Genomic DNA, 25155 nt, shown 5'->3' on the forward strand with positions numbered 1-25155 from the left:
GGGCGGGAACAAACTAGGGATAGAGCGCCGGTACAATGGCCGGATCAGCGCTGCTGGCCGTTCTGTTTTCTTGCAACCTTAACTGGTTTTTTCTATGTACGACACCCCTGCTGTTTCCATGGCTCAATTGCAGGAGCTCAATAGTGCCGAGACGGTTGTCTTGACCGTGAACAAGCGCTATGCGCGCCGCCTGCTGGGACATTTGTCGGCCCGTCTGGCGGGTGCTGGCGGGACAGTTGCCGTACCGGAAATTGTGCCTTTGGGCGCGTGGCTGGCGCAGGCCAGTGATCAGCTCTGCTTTTCCGAACAGTGGCAACCAGCCGCGCACCAGATGGATCGCTTTGCCGCCTTGCAGCGCTGGGAACACAGTATTGAGCAGTGCGAGGAAGAGGGCTATTTTCTGGATGTCGGTCAGGCGGCGCGTCTGGCTTGTGAAGCCGATACCTTGCTGGATGAATGGAATATCGAGCTGAAACCCGGCGAGGCCAGCGTGGATTTTGAACGCTTCATGCAATGGCGCTCTCACTACCGGCAAAGCCTGGAGCAGGCAGATCTGGATGATGCAAACCTGGCTGCGGAGCGTGTGCTCAAAGCGGTGCAGGCAGGCGCCTTGCACATGCGTCATCGCTATATGGTGCTGCATGGTTTTCATGAATATTCGCCGCGCCTGCAAAGTTTGTTGAGTGGTTTGCAGGACATGGGGGTAGAGATTCTCCAGCTGCAGCACGAAGAGGCTCCGGCGACAGAGGTGTATCGGGTGCAGGCGCAGGATGCGGATACGGAATGGCGCCTGGCGGTGCAGTGGGCGCGTCGTCAATTGGACGAGTACCCGGATCGCACAGTAGCCATTGTGGCCGCGCAGCTGGAAACGCAATTGCCGTTGGTGCATCGTCTTTTGCGACAGGCCATGCACACGGATCAAGGTGCTTTGCCCTATAACGTGGCGGCAGCCCGATCCTTGGCTGAGTGGCCAGTGGTTGAAGCGGCCATGGCCTGGTTGAAGGCCTTGTTTACGCTGGCGACCAAGGGGCAGGCCGAGCCCGCCATGCTGGGCGAAGCCTTGCGTTTGGGAGCGTGTCAGGCAGAACAGTCTGAAGCAGGTGGCCGTGCCCGCATTGACAAGGCCTGGCGCGACAACCGCATTACACAAGTTAGCCGTAAAGAATTTGCCGACATGCTCAGCTTCCACACACCCGAACTGGCTCTGGCCTGGGGCAAGGCGGTGGAACGCTTCGAGTCCGTATCGGCAGGCGCTCAAGGAGTGGATACCTGGGCGTCGGTCATGCGCCAATGCCTGGAGGCGTTGGGCTTTCCGGGCACTAACCGTCTGGATAGTGCCCAGTTTCAAACTCTGGAGGCTTTGGAAGCCTTGCTGCTGCAATTGGCGCAGCAAGCGCCGGTCTTGGGTCGCATCAGTGCCTTGAAGGCACAAAGCGCTTTGGCCCGCATGGCCCGTGAAAATTTGTTCCAGCCACAACGAGACCCACGTTCCCGGCTGGACGTGCTGGGTTTTCTGGAAGCGGAAGGCGGGCGCTGGGATGCCGTATGGGTGCTGGGCCTGACCGATGATATTTTGCCTGCTGCGGTCAAACCCAATCCTTTGATTCCTGCCCAGGTGTTGCGTCGAGTCTCGGCACCTCGCAGTACGCCAGAGCGGGAGCTGGAATGGGCGCGCTGGATGCTGAGTGCCTTGCTACGCTGTGGGAATCAGGTTTTGCTAAGTGCGCCTTTGCATCAGGGCGAACAGGAGCTGAGGCCCAGCCCCTTGATTGCCCACTGGCCCGTGCTGGAAATGCCTTGGGCGGTGCAGGCAGAGCAGGCCGTTGCACAGGAAGCCTTGCTGGACGAGCAAGGCCCCAGTCTGAAGCTGGAAGAGCGCATACGTGGCGGGATCAGTGTGCTGGATACCCAGGCTCGCAATCCCTTGTGGGCTTTTGTGAAGTTTCGGCTACATGGTCAGGCCTTGCCCGACTACGCCCGTGTGGGCGATATGAATACACGCGGGATGTTCCTGCACCGCGCCGTCGAATTGTTCTGGCTGCGTGTGAAGGATCAGGACAGCCTGCATGAGCTGATTGGTGAGGGCTCACTGCTGGATGTGGTGCAAACGTGCATCGATCAAGCGGCGCAAGAAGAGCTGGCCGATTACGGTCCAGTGCTGCGCAGCCTGGAAATGGAGCGGGGTCTGGCCGTCTTGAATGAGTACGCTCATCAGGAAGCCCAGCGCCCACCGTTCGCCCTGGGGGCGACGGAGCATGAATTGAGCTGGAATCGAGGCTTGTTACGTCTGAACCTGCGTCTGGATCGCTTGGATGATCTGGCTGATGGCGAGCAATTGCTGCTGGACTACAAAACCGGCATAGGCGAGCTGCGGCCCGATAAAGACTGGCTGCGGCCCAGACCCGTGAATCTGCAATTGCCGTTTTATGCTGCTGCCTTGCAGGATCAAGGCCGTAGCGTCAGTGGTTTGGCCTTTGTACGCTTGCATGCCCGACAGGTCGGTTTAAGCGGTTTGGCCGCGCCCGGCATGGATATTGAGGGTCTGACCGAATTGGAGAGCGCCCAGCAGTGGACCGCCCAAATCGCGCAGTGGAAACAGGCGGTGGAAGGCTTGGCAGATGAGTTCCTGCAAGGGCAGGCCGCCAACCAGATCTGGAACCGCAACGATTTGCTGTATTGCGATGTTTTGCCCTTTTTACGTTTGTTCCAGGAAGACCTCCAAGACAATGGAGGAGAGGTGTAATGGTGACAGTCCCTAGCGATAGCCCCGCCCGTGCACGGGCACTGGACCCCGAGTCCTCCTTTCTGGTCCAGGCCCCAGCCGGTTCCGGCAAGACAGAGCTGCTGACCGATCGGATTCTGGCCTTGCTGGCTCGCGTGCAGCGGCCAGAAGAAATAGTGGCCATTACCTTCACCCGTAAAGCTGCGGCTGAAATGCATGCGCGTGTACTGGAGAAGTTGGCCGCTGCCAATCAGGAACGGCCTGCCGAGCCCTACCGGGTACGCAGCTGGGAACTGGCGCGTGCCGCCATGCAGCGCAATCAGGAGCAGCAGTGGGATTTGCTGGCTTACCCGGCCCGTTTAAGCATCCGGACCATCGACTCCTTGTGTGCCCACCTGGTACGCGCCATGCCCTGGATTACGGGGCTGGGCGGGGTTCCGGCCATTACCGATAAGGCCCAGGAGCATTACGAAGCGGCGGCTTGGGCCACGCTGGAGATGGCGGAAAGCGTGCCCAGCGTGGCGCGTTTTCTGGAACACATGGATGTGAACCTGCTGCAGGCGCAAGCTCTGTTGGCAGGTATGTTGGCCAGCCGTGATCAGTGGTTGCCAGCGGTGGGGCAGGGCGGTGATGTAGCCTTTTTACAAGACAGTTTGCGTGAGGTGGTGGAGCAGCAGCTGCAGCAGCTAAGCGATTCACTGCCACCCGGTTGGGCGCGAACCTTGGCCCCCCTGGCCTGTTTTGCGGCCTCGAATCTGGAAAGCGGCGATGTGCTGGCCTTGGCGGATTGGCAAGGCGATAACCTGGCCCCGGTCATGGACGATTTGCCGCGCTGGCGTGGTCTGGCAGCCTTGTTGCTGACGGATAAAGGCGATCTGCGCAAAAGCCTGACGGTGCGTAATGGCTTTCCCCCTAAAACGGCACAAAAAGAAATGCTGACCGAGTGGTTGAGCAATTGTCTGGGGGCTGAGCCCTGGATTGCCCGCCTGGCCAGTGCACGCCTTTTGCCCGAGCAATACTCCCCCCAGCAGCAAGAAGTCCTGTCCAATCTGATTCAGGTCTTGTGGCTGGCTGCGGCGCAATTGAAACTGCGCTTTGCCGAGAAAGCTGAGGTCGATTTCACCGAGATTGCCCAACGTGCCTTGCAAGCCTTGGGTGATGCCGACGAGCCGGGCGAGCTGCTCTTGCGCATGGACAGGTCCATACGCCATTTGCTGGTAGACGAGTTCCAGGACACCAGCCAATCCCAGGTGCAGTTGCTGGAACGCCTGACCAGCGGCTGGGAGCCTGGCGATGGACGCAGTCTGTTTTTGGTGGGCGACCCCATGCAGTCCATTTACCGTTTCCGCAAGGCGGAAGTGGGTTTGTTTCTGCAAGTCTGGCAAGCTCGATGCTTGGGCGAAGTAGAGCTGGAGCCGCTGAATCTCAGTAATAACTTCCGTTCACATCCGCGCTTGGTGGAATGGGTGAACAAAGTGGGGGCGCAATTGTTTCCGGCTCGACCTGACCCGGATCTGGGCATGGTCACCTACGAACACTCGACCGCCTTCAAGCCCGATATCCCCGATTGGGCGGTGCATTTTCACCCGTCCTGGCATTTCCGAGTGGCTCGGGGAGAGGATGCTGTGCCGTCGCAGCAAGCGGCTCAAGAGCGTGCAGTGCAGGAGGCGGTTCAGTGTGCGGCCCAAGCTCTGGAACGTTATCAGGACAGCGAACATCCGGTGGCAATTCTGGTGCGAGCACGCTCGCACTTGCATGGTTTGGTGCGCAAGCTGGGTGAGCAGGGCATACCGTGCCGAGCCGTAGAGCTGGAACCCTTGCAACAGCGCCCTGTGGTGGCGGATTTGGTGCAATTGGTCCGTGCCTTGGCGCACCCGGCAGATCGACTGGCCTGGCTGTCCGTGTTGCGCTCGCCATTGATCGGCTTGCGTTTGGAGAGCCTGCATCGCTTGTGCGCCTTGCATCCCACCCAGACCTTGGCCGAGCTGACGCAGAATCAGGAGTTTCAGGATTGGGATTCGGACGAGCGGGCCCGTCTCTTGTTTGCCTGCCAGATCTTGTTGGACCGGAGAAATCGCAGCGGTTTGATGCCGTTTGCAGCCTGGGTGCAGGAGTGCTGGACGCGCCTGGGTGGGCCGCAGGTTTATCCAAGCCTGGCCGATCAGGCCGATGCCGAACAAGTTTTGCGGCTGCTGGAGGAGCTGTGTCCCTATGGACCCCCCGACCAGCAACAATTACAGGCCCGTGTGGAGTCGCTGTATGCCACCCCGCAAGGTACGGGCAAGGCCGTGGAGGTGATGACGATTCACAAGTCCAAGGGGTTGGAGTTTGAAACTGTCATTTTGTTTGGTTTGCACAAGCAGTCAGCAGCCGACTCCGAGCCGTTGATTCGTCTGGAGCACAGCGCCGAGCGCTTGATTCTGGGGCCGATCAGTCACAAGGGCAGCGAGCAGCGCGATCCGGTGTCGCAGTTTCTGGCGGCGCGGGAGCGTATCCGGGCCGAGCAGGAAAGCCACCGCTTGTTATATGTGGCCCTGACGCGTGCCCGTCAGGAGCTGCATCTGTTTGCGGAATTGAGCATCACCCAGGATAAGGGCCTGCGCGAGCCGGATGGCCGCTCCTTGCTGAGCCGTGTCTGGCCGGTCCTGGAGCAGCCACAGGCTCCTGTTTGGCAAGCCGAGCAGGGCGGACAGCAAGAGGAAGCAGGGCAAGGTTCCGCAGCATTGTTGCAGCGTGTGGTGAGCTTGCCGGCCGCGCCGCCCGAGCAGTTGCAGGCCGACAGCCCGCAGTATCAAAGCTGGCAGTGGTCCCTGGACACGACTCATGAAAAAGCCATTGGTACGGTTGCCCACGACTGGCTGGAAAAGCTGGGCCGTGAAGGGCTGGAGCAATGGCCGGTAGAACGCTTGCAGCAAGGCCGCGCCGTGATGCGTCGTCAACTGTTGCGTGCTGGTGTGCCAGCGACCTATCTGGATGAAGCCGCCCAATCCCTGTTTGAAGCGATTACTGCGACCGTACAGACGGAACGGGGCCGCTGGCTGCTGGGCGTCAGCCGAGCTTACCGGGAATGGTCCTTGCTGGACGTCAGTGGCCGGGTGTCGATTATTGACCTGGCCATTTCCCAGGAAGATCACTGGCTGGTGGTGGATTACAAGACCGGACGACCTGCCGAGCATGAAAGTCTGGACGATTTCAAGGCCCGGATGCTGGAGCGTTATGCGCCGCAATTGCAGCGGTATTGTGTGCAGGTGCAGGCTCTGGATGGCCGGCCCGCGCAGGCTGCGCTTTATTTCCCGAGAGCCGATCTTTGGCTGCCGTATTGATGCTACACTATTGGTCGGCGGGCCCCTCCGCATGGTTCGGCGGTGAATCTGGTCAGGTCGGGAACGAAGCAGCCACAGCCGTGCAGAATCAGTGCCGGAGTCAGGCTCGCCACTTCATTTGCTTATCGGGTTATGCGCGCCCGGTCTATCTGCTTCCCTTCAGCACCGAATCCGGTACACTTTTCCTTTCGCTTATTTGTATTGATGGTTCACGCCGTCCGGAATTCGCATGACCTATCTCGTTCTGGCCCGCAAGTGGCGCCCCCGTTCCTTTGACACCTTGGTTGGTCAGGACCACGTGGTGCGCGCTCTGACGCACGCCCTGGATACCCAGCGCCTGCACCATGCCTGGCTGTTTACGGGCACACGCGGCGTGGGCAAGACCACCTTGTCGCGTATTCTGGCCAAGTCGCTGAACTGCGAAACTGGCATCACTTCCAAGCCCTGTGGCGTTTGCCGCGCTTGTACCGAGATTGATGCTGGCCGCTTTATTGATTATGTAGAGCTGGACGCCGCTTCCAACCGTGGTGTGGAAGAGATGACCCAGCTGCTGGAGCAGGCGGTCTACGCACCCAGCTCGGGCCGTTACAAGGTCTACATGATTGACGAAGTTCACATGCTGACCGGGCACGCCTTCAACGCCATGCTCAAGACGCTGGAAGAGCCGCCAGCGCACGTCAAATTCATTCTGGCCACGACCGATCCGCAAAAGATTCCGGTCACGGTCTTGTCGCGCTGTCTGCAATTCAATTTGAAGCAGATGACAGTGCCCGCGATTGTGGGCCATCTGCAAGACATTCTGACTCAGGAAGAAATGCAGTTCGAGCTGCCTGCCTTGCGTTTGCTGGCACAGGCAGCTGATGGCTCCATGCGCGATGCCTTGTCGCTGAGCGACCAGGCTATTGCCTATAGCGCGGGCGATCTTAGCGCCCAGGCTGTGCAAGCCATGCTGGGCACCATTGATCAACGCCACCTGGCGCAATTGCTGCAAGCGCTGGTCGCTTACGATGCACAGGCCATTATGGGTGTGGCCGATGATCTGGCCTTGCGCGGCCTGTCTTATTCGGGCGCTCTGGCTGATCTGGCAACCTTGTTGTCCCGTATCGCCATCGAGCAGCGCATTCCCGGCACGATTTCTGATGATGATCCTCTGGCAGAGGCGGTGCGGCAACTAGCGCCCATGCTCTCGCCCGATCATGTGCAGTTGTTTTATTCGGTAGCGGTGCATAGCCGTCAGGAGCTGTCTTTGGCTCCGGATGAGTACGCCGGTTTTGTGATGGCGTGCTTGCGCATGCTGGCCTTGCTGCCCGAGCCCGTCTCGGCGTATGTGCCACCGCCAGCAGAGCCTTCGGGGTCTGATACTGCTGGTGCTGGTGCTGGCGCGGCTCAGGCTGCTCCCGCTCCTGCGGCAGCCCCCGCTGCCTCTGTTGATGCCGCCGCCTCTGCCGCGCCTCTACAGCAAGCTGCGCAGGGTGCGCAAACAGAGCCGAGCACGCAAACCGCACAAGCAGTACAAGCCGCGCAAACCACTCAGCCTGCGGTTAGCCCACAGGCCGCGTCTCAGCAGGCACAGGCTTCTGTCCCTGCAGCCGCCCCGGTCGCTGATGTTGCCCGTGCACATGCAGCCCAAGCAGCGCCAGTCGCAGAATCCATCCCTGCTGACGACGATTTTGTCCCGGCCTGGGAAGATGCTCCCGAGCCTGCCGGTGCAGGGGCCAGCTATGACTCTTCAGAGTCTGCCCCAGCGGATGCAAACTTTGACGCCCGTTCCGCGACCAGTCAGCCTCAAGAAGCTGCGACTGCAGTTGCTGGCAGCAGCGCTGTTGAAGCCGTCCAAGCGGCATCGACTCCATCCGCCCCGTCAGCCCAGCCAGCCGCAGAGCCCACCTCCGCATCCCAGGCTGATTCCTCTGCCGACCCTGTAGCGGAATCCTCCAAAGCCCAGGGCAAGAGCAGTGCTCAGCCCCTGATGTCGTCTCAGGCCCAGGCCGCTGCCCGAGTAGACCCGGTGGCAGAAGAAGCGCCGCCAGCCGTCTCCACCCAGGACGGCCCGGAAGAGCCCGCCTGGCTGTCCGAGGGCATGGACGAAGAGTTCGAGAATTACCAACCTCTGGATATGGACGCGGCTCGTGCCGAAGAAGACGGCGATGTACCGTCTGTGTCCCTGTCTGATCGCTTCATGCCCGACACTGAACTGGGCCTGCCTGTACCGCAAAGCGGTTCGGACAGCCCGCGTACCGTCCGTCTGGGCGGCATGAAACCGGAAACCTGGCCTGAAGTGGCAACCAGCCTGCCCTTAAGTGGCTGGGCCGCTGAATTGGCCCGCCAGAGCGAATGGCTGGGCGTGAAAGGCCAGGAAATCCACCTGCGTGCCAAAATCAAGGCCACTGAAGGCAGCCAGGGCAAAGCGCGCTTGCGCACCGTTTTGTCGGAATACTTTGCCCAGTCCATTCAGTTGGTGATCGAATACGGGGATACGGGCGATGCCACCGCGCATGCCGTGGAGCAGGCCAAGCTGGCCGAGCGTCAGCGACAGGCCGAAGAGCAGGTTGCCCAGGATCCCTTTGTCTTGAGCCTGATCCAGGACTTTGACGGCAGCGTCAAAGCCGGGTCGATCAAGGCCACTCCTTTGGTTCGGGCCGCCTGAATGGCCCCTTGTCAATTTATATCAATCAGGAAAACCAAACCATGATGAAAGGTCAGATTGCCGGCTTGATGCGCCAGGCGCAGCAAATGCAGGAAAACATGAAAAAGGCCCAGGAAGCCTTGGCCGATATCGAGGTCGAGGGCGTTTCCGGTGGTGGTCTGGTCAAGGTCATCATGAACTGCCGCCACGATGTGCGCCGTGTCTCTATCGACCCCAGCCTGCTGGAAGACGAAAAAGAGATGCTGGAAGATTTGATTGCTGCTGCCTTTAACGATGCACAGCGCAAAGCCGAGGCAACGTCGCAGGAAAAAATGGCGGGTGTTACCGCTGGCCTGCCACTGCCACCCGGTATGAAGTTCCCGTTCTAATGAACGAACCGCAGATCGCTGAGCCCGAACCGCTTCGGGCTCTGATCCAGGCTCTGCGTCGGCTACCCGGTGTGGGCGAGCGTAGCGCTCGCCGCATGGCCTACCACTTGTTGCAACACGACCTGGTAGGCGCCGACCAATTGAGCCGCGCTCTTGAACATGCCGCGACGGCACTGCAGCACTGTCAGCGCTGCAATGGTTTCACTGTTCAACCTATCTGTGAAACCTGTGCCAATCCCCGCCGTGATCCGGCGTTGTTGTGTGTGGTGGAGACGCCTGCCGATCAAAACATGATCGAGGCTACGCATGGCTATCGAGGCCTTTACTATGTGCTGATGGGGCGTTTGACGCCGCTGGAAGGCATAGGCCCGGATGCCTTGCAATTTGACCGCTTGCTAGAGCGAGCCGGTGATGGCCAAGTGCAGGAAGTGATTCTAGCGACCAATTTCACCGCAGAGGGCGAAACTACCGCCCATCATCTGGCGGAAATGCTCACTAGCCAAGGTTTGAAAGTGACTCGACTGGCACGCGGTGTGCCAGCCGGGAGCGAGCTGGAGTACGTAGACCCCAGCACCATTGCCTGGGCCTTGATGGAGCGTCGCGCCACGTAAATGGGTTTGACCGCTTGGCGGACAAGGGGGGACACCCCCCTTTGTTTTTTAGTATAAGTATCAGACCTAAATAATTAATGACCAACAACAAGAAGGGGATTGCCATGAAACTGACTCGTCGTCATGCACTCAAGCTGGTTGGAGCATCGGGATTGGCACTGTCGCTGCCAACATTGGCCCGTGCACAGGAAATCGAGAAAAAAAGCATCACGATTGCCGTCGGTGGCAAAGCGCTGATCTATTACCTGCCTTTGTCCATTGCCGAGATTAACGGCTATTTTGATGATGAAGGCCTCAAGGTCAAAGTGGCCGACTTTGCCGGTGGCTCCAAGGCCCTGCAAGCGGTTGTCGGTGGCAGTGCCGATGTCGTCTCGGGCGCTTTTGAGCACACCATCAACTTGCAGGCCAAAGGGCAGATGTACCGTGCCTTTGTGCAGCAAGGACGCGCACCGGCCATCGTTTTGGCCGTGTCCAACAAGACGATGGCTGACTATAAGTCGCCTGCGGATTTGAAGGGCAAGAAAATCGGTGTGACCGCACCGGGTTCCTCGACCAATATGATGGTCAACTTCTATCTGGAGCAGAATGGTCTGAAACCCTCGGACGTGGCCTTTATCGGTGTAGGCGCTGGCGCGGGTGCGGTTACTGCCATGCGTACGGGTCAGATCGATGCCATGGCTAACCTGGACCCGGTTATCGGCACCTTGCTCAAGGAGAACGAAGTACGTGTCATTGCTGACACCCGTACCGTTGCCGACACCAAGACCATTTTTGGCGGCAATATGCCTTCGGCCTGCTTGTACGCTTCTGAAGACTTCATCATCAAGAATCCGAACACCGCTCAGGCCCTGGCCAACGCCATCGTACGCGCCGATAAATGGATTCAGGCCAACGACGCTGAAACCATTGCCAAAACCGTGCCTGCCACCTACCTGCTGGGTGATGTAGAGCTGTACAAGCAATGTCTGGACGCCAATAAAGAAGCACTCTCGCCAGATGGTCTGGTCGATGCTGATGGCCCCGCTACCGCCTTGAATGCGCTGGCCGCTTTTGTGCCGAATCTGGACGCATCCAAGATTGATACCAGCAAGATCTTCACCAACGAGTTTGCTGAAAAAGCCAACAAGAAGTATCCCAATGTCTGAGGCAGCACTTTCTTTAGATAACATCAGCTGTGTTTTTGCATCCCGCGATGGCAAAGGTACGTACACAGCGGTCCGTGACGCCAGCCTGAGCATTGCTCCAGGCGAATTTGTGTCGGTTGTAGGCCCAACGGGCTGCGGCAAATCCACGCTCCTGAACGTAGGGGCGGGTTTGCTGAGCCCTTCGTCGGGCGAAGTGCGTGTGTTCGGTAAACCCCTGGAAGGGGTGAACGAGCGCGCTGGCTACATGTTCCAGGGCGAAGCGTTGATGCCCTGGCGCAGTGCCGAATCCAACGTGATGGCCGGTCTGGAGTTTGCCGGTGTCCCGCAGGACGAGGCCCGCGCCCGTGCCCAGGAGTGGCTCAAGCGAGTCGGCCTGGGTGGTTTCGGGGATCGTTACCCGCATCAGATGTCTGGCGGTATGCGCAAACGTGTCATGCTGGCCCAGACCCTGATTCGTGATCCCGACATCATTCTGATGGATGAGCCGTTCTCGGCGCTGGACATTCAGACCCGTCAATTGATGGAAAACGAGGTGCTGGAGATCTGGATGGCGCAGCGTAAAGCCGTGCTGTTCATCACTCACGACCTGGATGAAGCCATTGCCATGAGCGACCGGGTGGTGGTCCTGTCGGCCGGGCCGGGCACTCATCCCATCGGCGAATTTCATGTCGATCTTCCACGCCCTCGTGACGTGGCCGAAGTACGCAACGACCCCCGCTTTGTCGAATTGCACGCGGCAATCTGGGCCGTCTTGCGTGATGAAGTTCTGAAGGGTTATGCCCAGCAAAAGCGTGCCTGATATGTCTAAATCTATTACTCAATCCAAGCTGGCCCTGCGCGGCTGGCAAATTTCGCTGCTCATCGTCATTCTGGCTGCCTGGCACTTTTTTACGCTGGACCCCAAAGTAGCCTTCTTCTTTGGCCAGCCACTGGAAGTGGTCAAGGTGATCTGGGCCTGGTTCGTCACCAATGGTGATATTTACCTGCACCTGGGCGTGACCTTGAGCGAAACCCTGCTGGCCTTTGCCATCGGTACGATTGCCGGTCTGGCTTGCGGTCTGTGGCTGGGGCTCTCGCCCCGTGCGGCGGCCTTGCTGGACCCGTATCTGACGGCGGCCAACTCCATGCCACGCGTGATTCTGGCGCCTATTTTCGGCATGTGGTTTGGTCTTGGCATCTGGTCCAAAGTGGCTCTGGCCGTGACACTGGTGTTCTTCATCGTGTTTTTCAACGTGTACCAGGGTGTGCGTGAAGTCAGCTCCACCTTGCTGGACAACGCCCGCATGCTGGGTGCCAGCCGTCGCCAGTTGCTGCGCCACGTCTATATTCCTTCGGCAACCAGCTGGGTGTTCTCCAGCCTGCACACCTCGGTCGGTCTGGCCTTTGTGGGTGCTGTGGTGGGTGAATACCTGGGTTCAGCCAGTGGGGTCGGTTATCTGATCTTGCAGGCAGAGGGCACATTGGACGTGAATACAGTGTTCGCCGGTATTGTTGTCCTGACGGTGTTTGCGCTGATCCTGGATGGGCTGGTCAGTGTCTTTGAGGATCGCTTGCTGGCCTGGCGGCCGCAAGGTGGCGGCACAGAAAAGCTCTGACCGCTGTCTGGCCCAAATGTCGAGAGAACCGGCTCCCGTTTCAGGAGTCGGTTTTTTTATGCCTGCTTGTTTTCGAGAGTGGGGACAGGGAGGAGACAGTTAGGCGCTTAAATACATAAAAGAACAAACATGACAGGATCGATATGTGGTTTTCACTCCTATCGCCCAGGCCCCAAAGTGTTATAGATCAAGGCCGCACCGCGTGATCGGTGTGTGCCAGCAGTCTTAGTACCTTGACGTGTTTGTTGTCAAACCAAGCAGATGGAGACGTACATGGAAAAACAGCATGACTACAACGCAATCGGCACGATTTACGAAGAGTTCAACCGGACCTCGCCCGCTCGGCTGGCAGAGGTCGCTACTGTGGAGCAGTTGCTGGGAGACGTGAAGGGCAAGTCTGTGCTGGATCTGGCCTGTGGTTATGGTTTTTTCGGGCGCCGGGCCTACGAGCAGGGGGCAGCCAAGGTCGTGGGGGTGGATATTTCGGAGAGCATGGTTAATCAGGCTAAAGACATTTCCAGGCAGCAGAAGGAGGATATTGAGTTCCGGGTGGGAGACGTGCTGCAGATGGGGGTAATCGGGCAGTTCGACCGGGCAATTGCGGCCTTTCTGTTCAATTACTCCCGGTCAGTGCGGGAGTTGGAGCAGATGTTCCAGGCCGTGGCAGATAATCTGAAACCGGATGGTCGCTTGGTGGCCTATACCGTGAACCCGGACTTTCAGTTGGGAAAGGAGGATGTGGCCAAGTACGGTTTGAAAGTGCTGACGGAGGAGCCGTACCAAGAGGGCTTTCGGCATACTGCACACTTTAATGTGGGGCCGCCGATTCGTTTTACCTATCACCGCTGGAGTAAAGAGCATTACGAAGCAGCCCTGGCAAAGGCGGGTTTTCGGTCCTTTCGCTGGCAGATGCCGTTATTGACTCAGCAGGCTTTGGATGCCTATCCGCCAGGCTTTTGGGAAGACTACAAGAAGAATTGTCCACAAATCAGCTTGCTTTGCGAACGTTGAAAGAAAGTGTGCTGGATTAGAAAAGTGTGGTGCGTATTGACCTGAGCAAGATCTGGCTGCAGTCCAGATAGGGCTCAAAGCAAATCAGCCCGGCGCAATGCCGGGCTGATTCTTTTTGCTGCTCAAGTTGTTGATCAAGCAGCGGGCTTCTTTCAGGGCTTTGCAGGATGCAAAGCCTTTTTATATCGCAGTGCCAGTGATCAAGCCTGCTGACGCGCTTGCTGAATCAAGGAGTCCAGCTTGATGCCATCCGCGGTGAACTGACGGATGCCTTCGGCCAGCTTTTCAGTAGCCATCGCGTCCTGGTTCAAATCCGTGCGGAAAGTGATTTCATTGCTGGCACGCCATTCGGGGGCAACCGCCTTGGCGCGCGCCACATCCAGCATGGCAGGGACTTCACCCTGGGCTGCATCCAGCTGGCCCAGCAGATCCGGGCTGATGGTCAGCAGATCGCAACCGGCCAGCGCCTTGATCTGGCCGACATTGCGGAAGCTGGCACCCATGATCTCCGTGGGGATGTCATAGGTTTTGTAGTATTCGTAAATGCTGCGGACCGAGCGCACGCCGGGATCGTTCTCGCCCTGGTTGGCGCTTTCGTCCCAGTCCTGGCCAGCGGTTTTCTTGAACCAGTCGTAGATGCGACCCACAAAGGGCGAGATCAGGGTGACTTTGGCCTGGGCGCAGGCGATGGCTTGCGGCAGGCAGAACAAAAGGGTCAAGTTGCAGTTGATGCCTTCGGCTTGCAGCGTACGGGCGGCCTGAATGCCTTCCCAGGTGCTGGCCAGCTTGATCAGTACCCGTTCGCGCGGCACACCGGCCTTTTCGTAATGCTGAATGATATGGCGGGCGCGCTCGACACTGGCCAGGGTATCAAAGGACAGGCGGGCATCCACTTCGGTGGAGACGCGGCCGGGAACAATGTCCAGAATTTGTTGGCCAAAGGCAACCAGCAACAGATCGCTGGTTTCAGCCAGGCTGGCGTGAGGGTGGTCGGCGATGACACGGTCCAGCAAGGGGCGATAGGCCGCCTGCTGGACAGCCTTCAAGATCAGGGAAGGATTGGTTGTTGCATCGGTAGGGCGATACGCACGCATCGCTTCAAAATCGCCTGTGTCGGCCACTACGGTTGTGCACTGGCGCAGGGAGTCAAGCTGAGTAGTCATGTCTGTTACTAGTCCATCGCAAAGCCATCAAACCAATCAATTACTGTAGTCGATTTTCCAGGTTTTCGTGCCTGGTTTCGGTGTTATTACCGATAAACTACCGGAAAAACCCCGTTTGAGCATATAATTAGAAGGTTTAATATTAATTTCAGAATCCGGGGTTTTTAACGTGCTGCCGTCTTTATTTCCTGAGGAGTCCCGCACTATCACTAGTGCCGTCCTAGCCCTGGCGGATGGAACCCTATTCAAAGGGGTATCAATCGGTGCCGAGGGGCACTGTGTTGCTGAGATCGTTTTCAATACAGCCATGACGGGCTATCAGGAAATCCTGACAGACCCAAGCTACAGCGGTCAAATTGTTACGCTTACCTATCCGCACATCGGTAATACCGGTGTCAATCCAGAGGACTCCGAATCCACCAAAGCCCACGCTGCCGGGCTTGTCATTCGCGATTGTCCCGCCCGCCTGTCCAACTTCCGCTCCACCCAGTCTTTGCCCGACTACCTGAAAGCTCAGGGCGTTGTGGCCATCTCCGGTATCGACACCCGCAAGCTGACTCGCATTTTGCGCGAGAAAGGCTCCATGGGTGCCTGCATCCTGGTGGGTGATGATGCCGAACGTGCACTGGAACTGGCCCGCTCTTTCCCTGGCCTGAAAGGTCAGGACCTGGCCAAGGTGGTTACCACCGACAAGTCCTACAACTGGACCGAAGGTTCGTGGGAACTGGGCCAAGGTTTCTCCAAGCCCGAAGGCGACCGCTTCCACGTGGTGGCTTACGACTTTGGCGTCAAGGCCAACATCCTGCGCCTGATGGCGGACCGTGGCTGTAAGGTCACCGTCGTGCCTGCGCAAACTCCATTGGCCGATGTGCTGGCTTACGAACCTGATGGCGTGTTCCTGTCCAATGGCCCTGGTGATCCGGAGCCTTGCGATTACGCAATCGAAGCTTGCAAGGGCTTGCTGGAGCGCAAGTTGCCTGTGTTTGGTATTTGCCTGGGTCATCAGATCCTGGGTCTGGCCGTAGGTGCTCAGACCTTGAAGATGAAAAATGGCCACCACGGTGCCAACCACCCTGTGCAGGAACTGGCCAGCGGCCGCGTGTTCATCACCAGCCAGAATCACGGCTTTGCGGTGGATGCCACAACCTTGCCAGCCAATGCCAAGGTCACGCACATTTCTTTGTTCGACCAGAGCCTGCAAGGCTTCGAGTTGACAGATCGCCCCGCGTTTTGCTTCCAGGGTCACCCCGAAGCCACTCCCGGCCCGCGCGATATTGCCTCGCTGTTCGACAAATTCATCAGCCTGATGGCTGCCCACCAGGCCAATAAATAAATCGCACTATGCCAAAGCGTTCAGACTTAAAAAGCATTCTTATCATTGGCGCAGGCCCGATCATCATTGGTCAGGCTTGTGAATTCGACTACTCGGGAGCCCAGGCATGTAAGGCCCTGAAGGCCGAGGGTTACCGGACTGTGCTGGTCAACAGCAACCCGGCCACCATCATGACGGACCCGGATACGGCCGACGTCACCTACATCGAGCCCATCACCTGGCAAGCTGTCGAGAAAATCATTGAAAAAGAGCGTCCCGATGCGCTCTTGCCCACCATGGGCGGCCAAACCGCGCTGAACTGCGCCCTGGATCTGGCCAAGCATGGCGTGCTGGAAAAATTCGGTGTCGAGCTGATCGGTGCCAACGCCGCTGCTATCGAAAAAGCCGAAGACCGCCTGAAATTCAAGGACGCCATGACCTCCATCGGTCTGGAGTCCGCCAAGTCCGGCGTGGCTCACAGCATGGACGAAGCCTGGGCGGTTCAAAAGCGTATCGCTGAAGAAATCGGCACCGCCGGTTTCCCCGTCGTGATTCGCCCCAGCTTCACGCTGGGCGGTACGGGCGGCGGTATTGCCTACAACCCTGAAGAATTCGAAACCATCTGCCGTCGTGGTCTGGAAGCATCGCCAACCAACGAACTGCTGATTGAAGAATCCCTGCTGGGCTGGAAAGAGTTTGAAATGGAAGTCGTGCGTGACCGCGCCGACAACTGCATTATTGTGTGCTCCATTGAAAACCTGGACCCCATGGGTGTGCACACCGGTGACTCCATCACCGTGGCTCCTGCCCAAACCCTGACCGACCGCGAATACCAGATCATGCGTAATGCATCGATCGCCGTATTGCGCGAAATCGGTGTGGATACCGGTGGTTCGAACGTACAGTTCGCGGTGAACCCCGATAACGGCCGCATGATCGTTATCGAAATGAACCCGCGCGTGTCCCGTTCCTCGGCTCTGGCTTCCAAAGCCACGGGCTTCCCTATTGCCAAGATCGCTGCGCGCCTGGCCGTGGGTTACACCCTGGACGAGCTGCTGAACGAAATTACCGGCGGTGCGACTCCCGCTTCGTTCGAGCCCACCATCGACTACGTGGTTACCAAGGTGCCACGTTTCGCTTTCGAAAAATTCCCTCAGGCCGATTCGCGCCTGACCACCCAGATGAAGTCCGTAGGTGAAGTGATGGCTATTGGCCGCACTTTCCAGGAATCCTTCCAGAAAGCCCTGCGTGGCCTGGAAGTGGGTGTGGATGGTCTGAACCAGAAAACCACCGACCGCGAAAAACTGCAGGTCGAGCTGGGCGAACCCGGCCCAGAGCGTATCTGGTACGTGGGCGATGCTTTCGCTCAAGGCCTGACCCTGGACGAAGTTCACAACCTGACCAAGATCGACCCCTGGTTCCTGGCCCAGATCAAAGAGATCGTGGACATTGAACTGGCTCTGGAGCAAAAGACGCTGGCCGATCTGGACCGCGACACCTTGTTCGGTCTGAAACGTCGTGGTTTCTCCGACCGCCGTCTGGCCTTCCTGCTGGACACCGTGGAATCGGAAGTGCGCAAACTGCGTCACCAGTTGAACGTGCGTCCTGTCTACAAGCGTGTGGACACCTGCGCGGCCGAATTCTCCACCGATACGGCCTATATGTACTCGACCTACGAGGAAGAGTGCGAATCCCATCCTACGGACAAGAAGAAGATCATTGTTCTGGGTGGTGGTCCTAACCGTATTGGTCAGGGTATCGAGTTTGACTACTGCTGCGTGCACGCTGCTTTGGCATTGCGCGAAGATGGTTACGAAACCATCATGGTCAACTGCAACCCCGAAACCGTTTCTACCGACTACGACACCTCCGACCGTCTGTACTTCGAGCCTCTGACTCTGGAAGACGTGCTGGAAATCGTTCATATCGAAAAACCCGTGGGCACCATCGTTCAGTACGGTGGCCAGACTCCGCTGAAATTGGCACGTGCTCTGGAAGCCAACGGTGTACCTATCATCGGTACCAGCCCTGAATCCATTGACGTGGCTGAAGACCGTGAGCGCTTCCAGAAGCTGCTGACCAAGCTGGGTCTGCGTCAGCCGCCAAACCGTACAGCTCGTACCGAAGGCGAAGCCATTGCTCTGGCTGCTGAAATTGGATACCCCCTGGTGGTGCGCCCAAGCTATGTGCTGGGTGGCCGCGCCATGGAAATTGTGCACGAGCAGCAAGACCTGGAGCGCTATATGCGCGAAGCGGTCAAGGTCAGCAATGACTCGCCCGTGCTGCTGGATCACTTCCTGAATAACGCCACCGAAGTGGACGTGGACTGCCTGGCCGATGGCGAGCGCGTGTTTGTGGGCGGTGTGATGCAACACATTGAACAAGCTGGTGTTCACTCCGGTGACTCCGCTTGCAGCTTGCCTCCTTACTCGCTCAGCGACGAAACCGTGGCTGAAATCAAGCGCCAGACCGCACTTATGGCCAAGGCCTTAAACGTGAAGGGCTTGATGAACGTGCAGTTCGCCATTCAGGATGGCGATGTGTACGTGCTGGAAGTGAACCCACGTGCTTCGCGTACCGTGCCGTTCGTGTCCAAGGCTACCGGTTTGCAGCTGGCCAAGATCGCCGCTCGCGCCATGGCTGGTCAGACTCTGTCCCAGCAAGGCATTACTGAAGAAGTCACGCCGTCTTACTACAGCGTGAAAGAAGCCGTGTTCCCCTTCGTGAAGTTCCCTGGTGTGGATACCATTCTGGGACCTGAAATGAAGTCCACCGGCGAAGTCATGGGTGTGGGCACCTCGTTTGCCGAAGCCTTCGTGAAGTCGCAGATGGCTGCCAGTGTGAACCTGCCCAAGGGCGGCCAGGCCTTCATCAGCGTGCGTGCTCAGGATAAACCACAAGCGGTTGAAGTGGCTCGTGGCCTGATTTCGCTGGGCTTCAAGGTTGTGGCTACTCGCGGTACCGCCAGCGCCATCGAACAGGCTGGTCTGGCTGTTCAAGTGGTGAACAAGGTTACCGAAGGCCGTCCGCACATTGTGGACATGATCAAGAATGGTGAAGTTTCCTTGGTCATCAATACGGTTGAAGAGCGTCGCAACGCCATCGTTGATTCGCGTACAATCCGTACACATGCGCTGGCTGCCAACCTGGCCTACTACACCACCATTGCCGGTGCTGTGGCGGCGGTTCAAGGCTTGCAGTATCTGAGCCAAGGTGAGGGCTTGAAAGTTTACGCGCTTCAAGAGCTGCACGCTCTGCTCGCGAAACACTAAGTCTTACCCGGCTGGAAAGGCGCACCTTAGTGGTGCGCCTTTTTTTGTTCTTGCATCAGACAAGACCAAGCCGTCGTATTGGGGCAGCACGCAGGCCACTGCCTGCACAGTGCAGAAGTTTTCTTCTTTGGAGATCATGTCGTGAAATGGTTCATTCTTGCCTTGTTCATCGTGTGCACGATTGTTGTGCACTTCAGGGGTAGAGTCAGGCACCGGTTTTCTCGCCAGTTGCTGGATCATTCCACCTTCACGGCTCCTTTGAACGTCTTTATGTACGGCTTTTCGGCAGTACCGAACGAGCCGTATCTGGATTTGAAACACTTTCCCGAGCTGAACAAGCTGCTGGAGCACTGCGATGAAATCCGTGCCGAGGCCGAGCAGCTATTTGGCGAAGGCCATATCAAGGCCTCGGACAAGTACAACGATGCGGGTTTCAACTCCTTCTTTAAAACCGGCTGGACGCGTTTTTACCTGAAGTGGTATGACGCGGATCATCCGTCAGCACGCGAACTGTGCCCGGTGACGACCAATCTGCTCAAGGACATTCCTTCGATCAAGGCGGCCATGTTCACCTCTTTGCCACCCGGTGCCCGTTTACCGCGTCACCGCGACCCTTATGCGGGTTCGCTGCGCTTTCACATGGGGCTGATGACGCCTAATAGTCCGGATTGCTATATCGAAGTGGACGGCCAGCGTTATCACTGGCGTGATGGCGAGGCCGTGGTGTTTGATGAAACCTTTATTCACTACGCCGAGAACAAAACGGATCAGAACCGCATTATCTTGTTTGCGGACGTAGAGCGCCCCATGCGTTACCGTTGGGCACAGGCGATCAATCACGCAGTGGGTGGTTTCTTGCTGCGCGCCGCTGCCGCTCCTAACCAGGAAGGCGACCGCACCGGTGGTATCAACCGTATTTTCGGTACGGTTTATGCAGTGCGTCGTTTCGGCAAGGCGATCAAGAAAAAGAACGAAACCCTGTACTACATCCTTAAGTGGTTGCTGGTGCTGGGCATTGCTGCCCTGATCTTCCTGTAAAAAGCAGGCAAAGATGCAAACCGTCTTTATCACGGGTGCCAGCAGCGGTCTGGGCAAAGCGCTGGCCCAGGAGTACGCCGCTCAAGGTGCTTGCCTGGGTTTGCTGGGCCGGCGTCAGGAAGAACTCCAGGCGCTGGCTGAGAGCTTGCCCGGTGTGCACCGTATCTATGTGGCGGATGTACGTGACAGAGACGCCTTGCATCAAGCGGCCCAGGACTTTTTGCAGTTCACAGGGCAAAAAATTGATGTGGTCATTGCCAGTGCGGGGATCAGCGCTGGCACCTTGACGGAAGAAACCGAGGATTTTGCCGTCTTCAAAGCCATTGTGGATACAAACCTTCTGGCCATGGTGGCGACCTTCGAGCCTTTTATCGGCACCATGAAAGCGGCGGGGAAGGGAACCTTGGTGGGTATTGCCAGCGTGGCGGGTATTCGTGGTTTGCCCGGTGCGGGGGCTTATAGCAGCTCCAAGGCGGCTGTCATTGCCTACTGCGAAAGCTTGCGGCTGGAGCTGTCGCTATACGGTGTTTCTGTTGTCACCATTACGCCCGGTTATATTCGCACGGCCATGACGGCGCAGAATCCTTACTCCATGCCGTTTCTGATGCCTGCTGAGGACTTTGCCCGCAAAGCTCGCAAGACCATCGAGCAGGGCGTGTCCTATCGAGTCATTCCGTGGCAGATGGGAGTTGTCTCGCGCCTGATGCGTCTTTTGCCTAATTGGCTGTATGACCGTCTGGCTCGTCGGGCACCTCGCAAGCCACGACTGAACAAAAAAAGCTGATCATTGCCCCTGTAGCTGATTTTTGAGGCCCTTGTTGGCCTCATCGTGGTTTGAGGGGGCTATGCTTATGGCCGCAACCACAACCGCAACCGCAATAGTGCCTGTGGCTCTTCCTGGTATAGGGCCGTCGCTATCGTAAGGATGAAGGTTGCGGGTGTGGCGCTGGAGACACTGTCAGGAACTGATGAGGTGAGTCAGGCGGACAGGACTCCGCACAAGTCTCAGGCTGGTTTATCGAACGCTACAGCTAATCCGATCTGCGGATAGCAGCCTGATCATGGCTATGTATGGCTTAGACTTGCTCGTCCAGTGCCGTATTCAGATGTGGCAACTGCCCCCACTGCGTACAGGTCCAGTTCAAGTCTTCATCGATACTGAAGAAATTCAAACTGGTATTCAAAATGGCATGAGTGCGCTTGGCATTCAGCGCCTGCTGGTTCAGCTTGCGCCAAACCATATCAATGACACCGCCATGGGCAAAGACCAGCAAGTTCTTGCCCGTATTGTCCTGCGCCAGCGCCTCAAAGCAGCTCAGAACCCGTGTTTGAAACTGACGCAGTGATTCGCCGCCCTCTACGGCGTAATCGATATCGACGGTGTCGTCGGGCTGATCCGGCCCATGGCGACCTGCCGCATCCCAGGCCTGGCCTTCCAGCTTGCCAAAGCCACGCTCGCGCAGTCCCTGGATTTGCTGGATTTCAATATCCCAATGCTGACAGGCAATTGCCGCTGTTTCCGAGGCGCGTTGCAGATCGCTGCTGATGACGGCATCCACAGGCATGTGAAACGCCGGGGAGCTCAGGTAACTTTGCAGGGCACGGGCCTGTTCGCGGCCGGTCTCGTTCAGCTCTATATCCTGCCAGCCCTGTAAACGGCGTACGGCGTTCCAGGCGGTTTCACCATGGCGGATCAGACAAATAGACGTACTCATGCTGGCGTAATCACTGTGCTAGGGAATCGGACTGCCAAAGGCAGGCTGATTGTCTATTGTAATGGGCCAGTCAAGCACAGGTAGATAGAGGGGGTATATACCGCATATAGCGCGAGCATCGACGCCAAAAGGCAGTTTGAAACCTGGACTAGCTGGATCCATGTTGGGGTTTACCGCGTACTGCCTTATTTTCAGGTGCCTTGTTGAGTCTTTCACGTTTAAAATCATGCCTCAACGAATCAGCCAGTGCCTCAGGGAGCACTGCGCGACCGTCTGACCAATTGCGCTGTATTTCTTTATTCCTTTTCTGGAACCCTTTATGTCTCAGTCTTACTTCCCGCGTTGGCGCCGAGTGTCCGGCAGCGAACCCGGTGCGGTTGTGCAGCCCGACGAATGTCTGGCCACGCCGCAAAACATTGCCATGGGTGCGCAGCACGTGGTGGCCATGTTCGGCTCCACCATTCTGGCTCCCTTGTTGATGGGCTTTGATCCCAATCTGGCCATCTTGATGTCCGGTATTGGTACGCTGATTTTCTTTGTGTTTGTCGGTGGCCGGGTTCCCAGCTACCTGGGTTCCAGTTTTGCATTTATTGGCGGTGTGATTGCGGTTACCGGCTATGCCGGCAGTGGCCAGAATCCCAATATTGGCGTGGCCTTGGGGGCCATTATTATCTGTGGTCTGGTCTATACGCTGATCGGTGTTCTGGTCTGGGTGTTCAATGCCCGTACCCAGGGTGGGGCAGCGCGTTTGATCAACCATTGGATGCCTCCGGTTGTTACCGGCTCGATTGTGGCGGTGATTGGCCTGAACCTGGCTCCTATTGCGGCCAAGGGCGCGATGGGTAGCGGCACCTTCGATTCCATGATGGCCTTGATGACCGTATTGTGCGTGGGTGGTATTGCGGTCTATACCCGTGGGGTGGCTCAGCGTTTGCTGATTCTGGTGGGTTTGGCCCTGGCTTGCGTGTTGTACTGGGTTTTCACCAATGTGATGGGCTACGGCACCCCAATCAACTTTGCGCCGGTTGCTGAAGCCGCCTGGCTGGGTCTGCCCAGCTTTTCTGCGCCTGTGTTCCAGGCTCATGCCATGACCGTGATTGTGCCGGTGGCCATTATTCTGGTGGCCGAGAATCTGGGTCACATCAAGGCGGTTAGCGCCATGACCGGCCAGGATCTGGACGGTTATCTGGGGCGTGCTTTCGTGGGTGATGGCGTGGCGACCATGCTGTCCGGCTCCGTAGGCGGCACTGGTGTGACGACTTACGCTGAGAATATCGGCGTGATGGCCGCTACCCGTATCTACTCGACGCTGGTGTTTGCCTTTGCTGCCGTGATCGCGATTTTCCTGGGCTTTTCGCCCAAGTTTGGTGCCGTGATTCAGTCGATTCCTGGTCCTGTACTCGGTGGCATGTCTATCGTGGTGTTTGGTTTGATCGCTATTGCGGGCGCCCGTATCTGGGTGGTGAACCAGGTGGATTTCAGCGATAACCGCAATTTGCTGGTGGCAGCCGTCACCCTGATTCTGGGGGCTGGTAACTTCTCCTTGCAGTTTGGCGTGATTCGTCTGGACGGCATTGGCTGCGCCACCTTTGGTGCTATTTTGCTGCACGCTTTGTTGCGAGGCCGTCGCCAGAATATGGTGTAGTCGGCCCAAGGCGAATCAAGACTGGCCTGGCTCTGACTAGTTTGGCCCTCAGCCTGTCGCCAGTCTTGACATAGCCTGCTCTAAACCCGTGGCCCTTGAGCTTCTGTTTTTTTACACAGGGGTTTCAGGGGCTTGCTATTTTCAGGCAGTTTGCCGACAATAGATCTCACACCCCGGTTCTTCGCGGGGTTTTTTTCTGCCGCAGAATTTCTCTGTGTCGGAAAAGCCATATTGGGGCAGCCGGCAGGTTTGGCTTGAGCAGTGTGTTTGAATGTACGCTGTAGGGTCAGCAGGACTTTCAAGTCGGCCGATTCAACCTGTTTGATTGTTTGCCCCATCATCGTTATCCCCCTATCTTCCAGGCGCTCCTGCTACGGAGCGTCTTTTACTTGTTGAGCAGGAATACTATGTCTGCGATCCCATTGACTGCGCAGGGCGCACAACGTTTGCAAGTCGAATTACACCGCCTCAAGACGGTGGAACGCCCGGATGTAATTAACGCCATCGCCGAAGCGCGAGCACAAGGCGATTTGTCCGAGAACGCCGAGTATGATGCCGCGCGCGAGCGCCAAGGCTTTATCGAGGGTCGGATTGCCGAATTGGAAGGCACTTTGTCCAATGCCCAGATTATCGAACCGGCCGCGCTGCAGGCGGATGGCCGCATCGTATTTGGTGCTACGGTTGAAATCGAGGACCTGGAGTCCGGCAACACCGTGACTTACCAGATTGTGGGTGACGTCGAGGCCGATATCCGTGCCAACAAGATCTCCATCTCCAGCCCTGTGGCTCGTGCCCTGATCGGCAAGAGCGAAGGTGATGTGGTCGAGGTCAAGGCGCCCGCCGGTATTCGTGAATACGAAATCCTGTCGATCAGTTACGTTTGACCTTGCTTCTGACAGCAGGCTTGCCCTGCTGTTGATTCGAGCACGCAAAAGAAAGGCCCCTGCACATTGTGCGGGGGCCTTATAATTTACGGCAGTTTAGCGTTTGCCCGAACCGCCCAGTCCGCGACGAGCACCTGCCCGCAAGGACATGGCACTGCCAGGACGGTTGGTATTGCTACGGGGCGCGGCAGCAGGTTTGACTGCCGAGAACTTTTGAACACTGCGTGGTGCGGCCGAGGCTTTCTTCTCCTGGGTGCTGCTGCGTTCAGCTTGCATTTCAGCACGGCGAGCACGTTCCGTCTTGCGCGTACGCTGAACACCGGAAGCGGCCAGCTTTTTGGGCGTGTAAGGCTCCGAAGGCTTGCGCACCGCACGGGTAGGTTTTTCAACAGGCGCTCCCAAAACAGGGGGGCGTTCGATATTGGGTCTGTAGATGGTCAGGATTTTGCCCAGATGATGAATAGGGGCAGCATCGAGCGCATCGCAGATTTGTTCTAACATGGTCAGACGAGCCTGACGGTCATCACCGGCCACACGGATCTTGATGAGCTGGTGAGCCTGCAGGTGGACGGTGATTTCCTTGATCACGGCGTCGGTCAGGCCATTGTCTCCAATCAGGACAACTGGGCGCAGAGCGTGAGCAGCAGCACGAAGTTCGCTGCGCTCATGAGGTGTAAGGTTGAGTTTTGGCATAAAGAGATTGT

18 protein-coding genes and 1 other RNA gene are annotated in these 25155 nt (G+C 57.6%); 16 read left to right on the forward strand and 3 right to left on the reverse strand.

The genetic code is table 11. From position 1 onward, the window contains the following. Positions 1 to 94: 94 nt before the first annotated feature. From WFM49_RS08085 to WFM49_RS08130, 10 genes are all read left to right on the forward strand, one after another. Complete coding sequence (locus WFM49_RS08085) at positions 95 to 2743, forward strand: hypothetical protein (RefSeq protein WP_336972740.1); 2649 nt, start codon at positions 95 to 97, stop codon at positions 2741 to 2743. Next, positions 2743 to 6045 carry a UvrD-helicase domain-containing protein gene (locus tag WFM49_RS08090; protein ID WP_336972741.1) on the forward strand — a complete coding sequence of 1101 codons (3303 nt, stop codon included), beginning with the start codon at positions 2743 to 2745 and terminating at the stop codon, positions 6043 to 6045. Before WFM49_RS08085 ends, WFM49_RS08090 begins: the two co-directional genes overlap by 1 nt. A 16-nt stretch (positions 6046 to 6061) precedes the next feature. Next, an RNA gene (gene ffs / locus WFM49_RS08095) (signal recognition particle sRNA small type) lies at positions 6062 to 6159 on the forward strand. Between the two features lie 115 nt (positions 6160 to 6274). Further along, entirely contained in the window at positions 6275 to 8692 is a 2418-nt protein-coding gene (dnaX, locus tag WFM49_RS08100; protein ID WP_336972743.1) for a DNA polymerase III subunit gamma/tau, read from the forward strand. 41 nt (positions 8693 to 8733) lie between these two features. Continuing rightward, positions 8734 to 9060 carry a YbaB/EbfC family nucleoid-associated protein gene (locus WFM49_RS08105; protein ID WP_009463063.1) on the forward strand — a complete coding sequence of 109 codons (327 nt, stop codon included), beginning with the start codon at positions 8734 to 8736 and terminating at the stop codon, positions 9058 to 9060. Continuing rightward, positions 9060 to 9671, forward strand: coding sequence for a recombination mediator RecR (gene recR / locus WFM49_RS08110; RefSeq protein WP_250756790.1), 612 nt, complete (start codon positions 9060 to 9062; stop codon positions 9669 to 9671). Before WFM49_RS08105 ends, recR begins: the two co-directional genes overlap by 1 nt. 104 nt (positions 9672 to 9775) lie before the next feature. Further along, complete coding sequence (locus WFM49_RS08115) at positions 9776 to 10816, forward strand: ABC transporter substrate-binding protein (RefSeq protein WP_254499670.1); 1041 nt, start codon at positions 9776 to 9778, stop codon at positions 10814 to 10816. Next, complete coding sequence (locus WFM49_RS08120) at positions 10809 to 11615, forward strand: ABC transporter ATP-binding protein (protein ID WP_009463065.1); 807 nt, start codon at positions 10809 to 10811, stop codon at positions 11613 to 11615. Before WFM49_RS08115 ends, WFM49_RS08120 begins: the two co-directional genes overlap by 8 nt. A 1-nt stretch (position 11616) precedes the next feature. After that, positions 11617 to 12411 carry an ABC transporter permease gene (locus WFM49_RS08125; protein WP_009463067.1) on the forward strand — a complete coding sequence of 265 codons (795 nt, stop codon included), beginning with the start codon at positions 11617 to 11619 and terminating at the stop codon, positions 12409 to 12411. Between the two features lie 273 nt (positions 12412 to 12684). Further along, positions 12685 to 13422: a class I SAM-dependent methyltransferase gene (locus WFM49_RS08130; RefSeq protein WP_336972749.1), complete on the forward strand. Its 738-nt coding sequence runs from the start codon at positions 12685 to 12687 to the stop codon at positions 13420 to 13422. A 200-nt stretch (positions 13423 to 13622) separates the two neighbouring features. Here WFM49_RS08130 and tal read toward each other — a convergent pair whose 3' ends face one another. Continuing rightward, positions 13623 to 14585, reverse strand: coding sequence for a transaldolase (gene tal / locus WFM49_RS08135; protein ID WP_009463071.1), 963 nt, complete (start codon positions 14583 to 14585; stop codon positions 13623 to 13625). 169 nt (positions 14586 to 14754) lie between these two features. Between tal and carA the strand changes: the two genes are divergently transcribed. The 4 genes from carA to WFM49_RS08155 all read left to right on the forward strand — a co-directional run bounded on the left by carA (position 14755) and on the right by WFM49_RS08155 (position 20991). Beyond that, positions 14755 to 15918, forward strand: coding sequence for a glutamine-hydrolyzing carbamoyl-phosphate synthase small subunit (gene carA / locus WFM49_RS08140; protein WP_035270978.1), 1164 nt, complete (start codon positions 14755 to 14757; stop codon positions 15916 to 15918). An 8-nt stretch (positions 15919 to 15926) separates the two neighbouring features. Next, positions 15927 to 19169, forward strand: a complete 3243-nt coding sequence (gene carB / locus WFM49_RS08145) for a carbamoyl-phosphate synthase large subunit (RefSeq protein ID WP_022983490.1) — start codon at positions 15927 to 15929, stop codon at positions 19167 to 19169. 141 nt (positions 19170 to 19310) lie between these two features. Continuing rightward, the gene (gene lpxO, locus WFM49_RS08150; protein WP_026485242.1) at positions 19311 to 20207 is read left to right on the forward strand and encodes a lipid A hydroxylase LpxO; all 897 of its coding nucleotides are present in this window, start codon (positions 19311 to 19313) and stop codon (positions 20205 to 20207) included. A 13-nt stretch (positions 20208 to 20220) separates the two neighbouring features. Continuing rightward, a complete protein-coding gene (locus WFM49_RS08155) occupies positions 20221 to 20991 on the forward strand; it encodes an SDR family oxidoreductase (RefSeq protein WP_321216754.1) in 771 nt (256 codons plus the stop codon). A gap of 292 nt (positions 20992 to 21283) precedes the next feature. On the opposite strand, the gene WFM49_RS08160 is transcribed toward WFM49_RS08155, so the two are convergent. After that, a complete protein-coding gene (locus WFM49_RS08160) occupies positions 21284 to 21922 on the reverse strand; it encodes a histidine phosphatase family protein (protein WP_254499666.1) in 639 nt (212 codons plus the stop codon). A 319-nt stretch (positions 21923 to 22241) separates the two neighbouring features. On the opposite strand from WFM49_RS08160, the gene WFM49_RS08165 reads away from it, so the two are divergent. Next, on the forward strand, positions 22242 to 23567 hold the full coding sequence (locus WFM49_RS08165; RefSeq protein WP_336972757.1) for a solute carrier family 23 protein: 1326 nt from the start codon (positions 22242 to 22244) through the stop codon (positions 23565 to 23567). A 407-nt stretch (positions 23568 to 23974) separates the two neighbouring features. Beyond that, positions 23975 to 24451, forward strand: coding sequence for a transcription elongation factor GreA (gene greA / locus WFM49_RS08170; protein WP_022983494.1), 477 nt, complete (start codon positions 23975 to 23977; stop codon positions 24449 to 24451). A gap of 96 nt (positions 24452 to 24547) precedes the next feature. Here the strand turns inward: greA and WFM49_RS08175 are convergent, their stop codons facing one another. Further along, entirely contained in the window at positions 24548 to 25144 is a 597-nt protein-coding gene (locus WFM49_RS08175) for a YhbY family RNA-binding protein (protein ID WP_026485246.1), read from the reverse strand. Between the last annotated feature and the right edge of the window lie 11 nt (positions 25145 to 25155).

It is taken from the genome of Alcaligenes sp. PF14 (genome assembly GCF_037150615.1).
Classification (GTDB): Bacteria; Pseudomonadota; Gammaproteobacteria; order Burkholderiales; family Burkholderiaceae_B; genus Alcaligenes; species Alcaligenes phenolicus.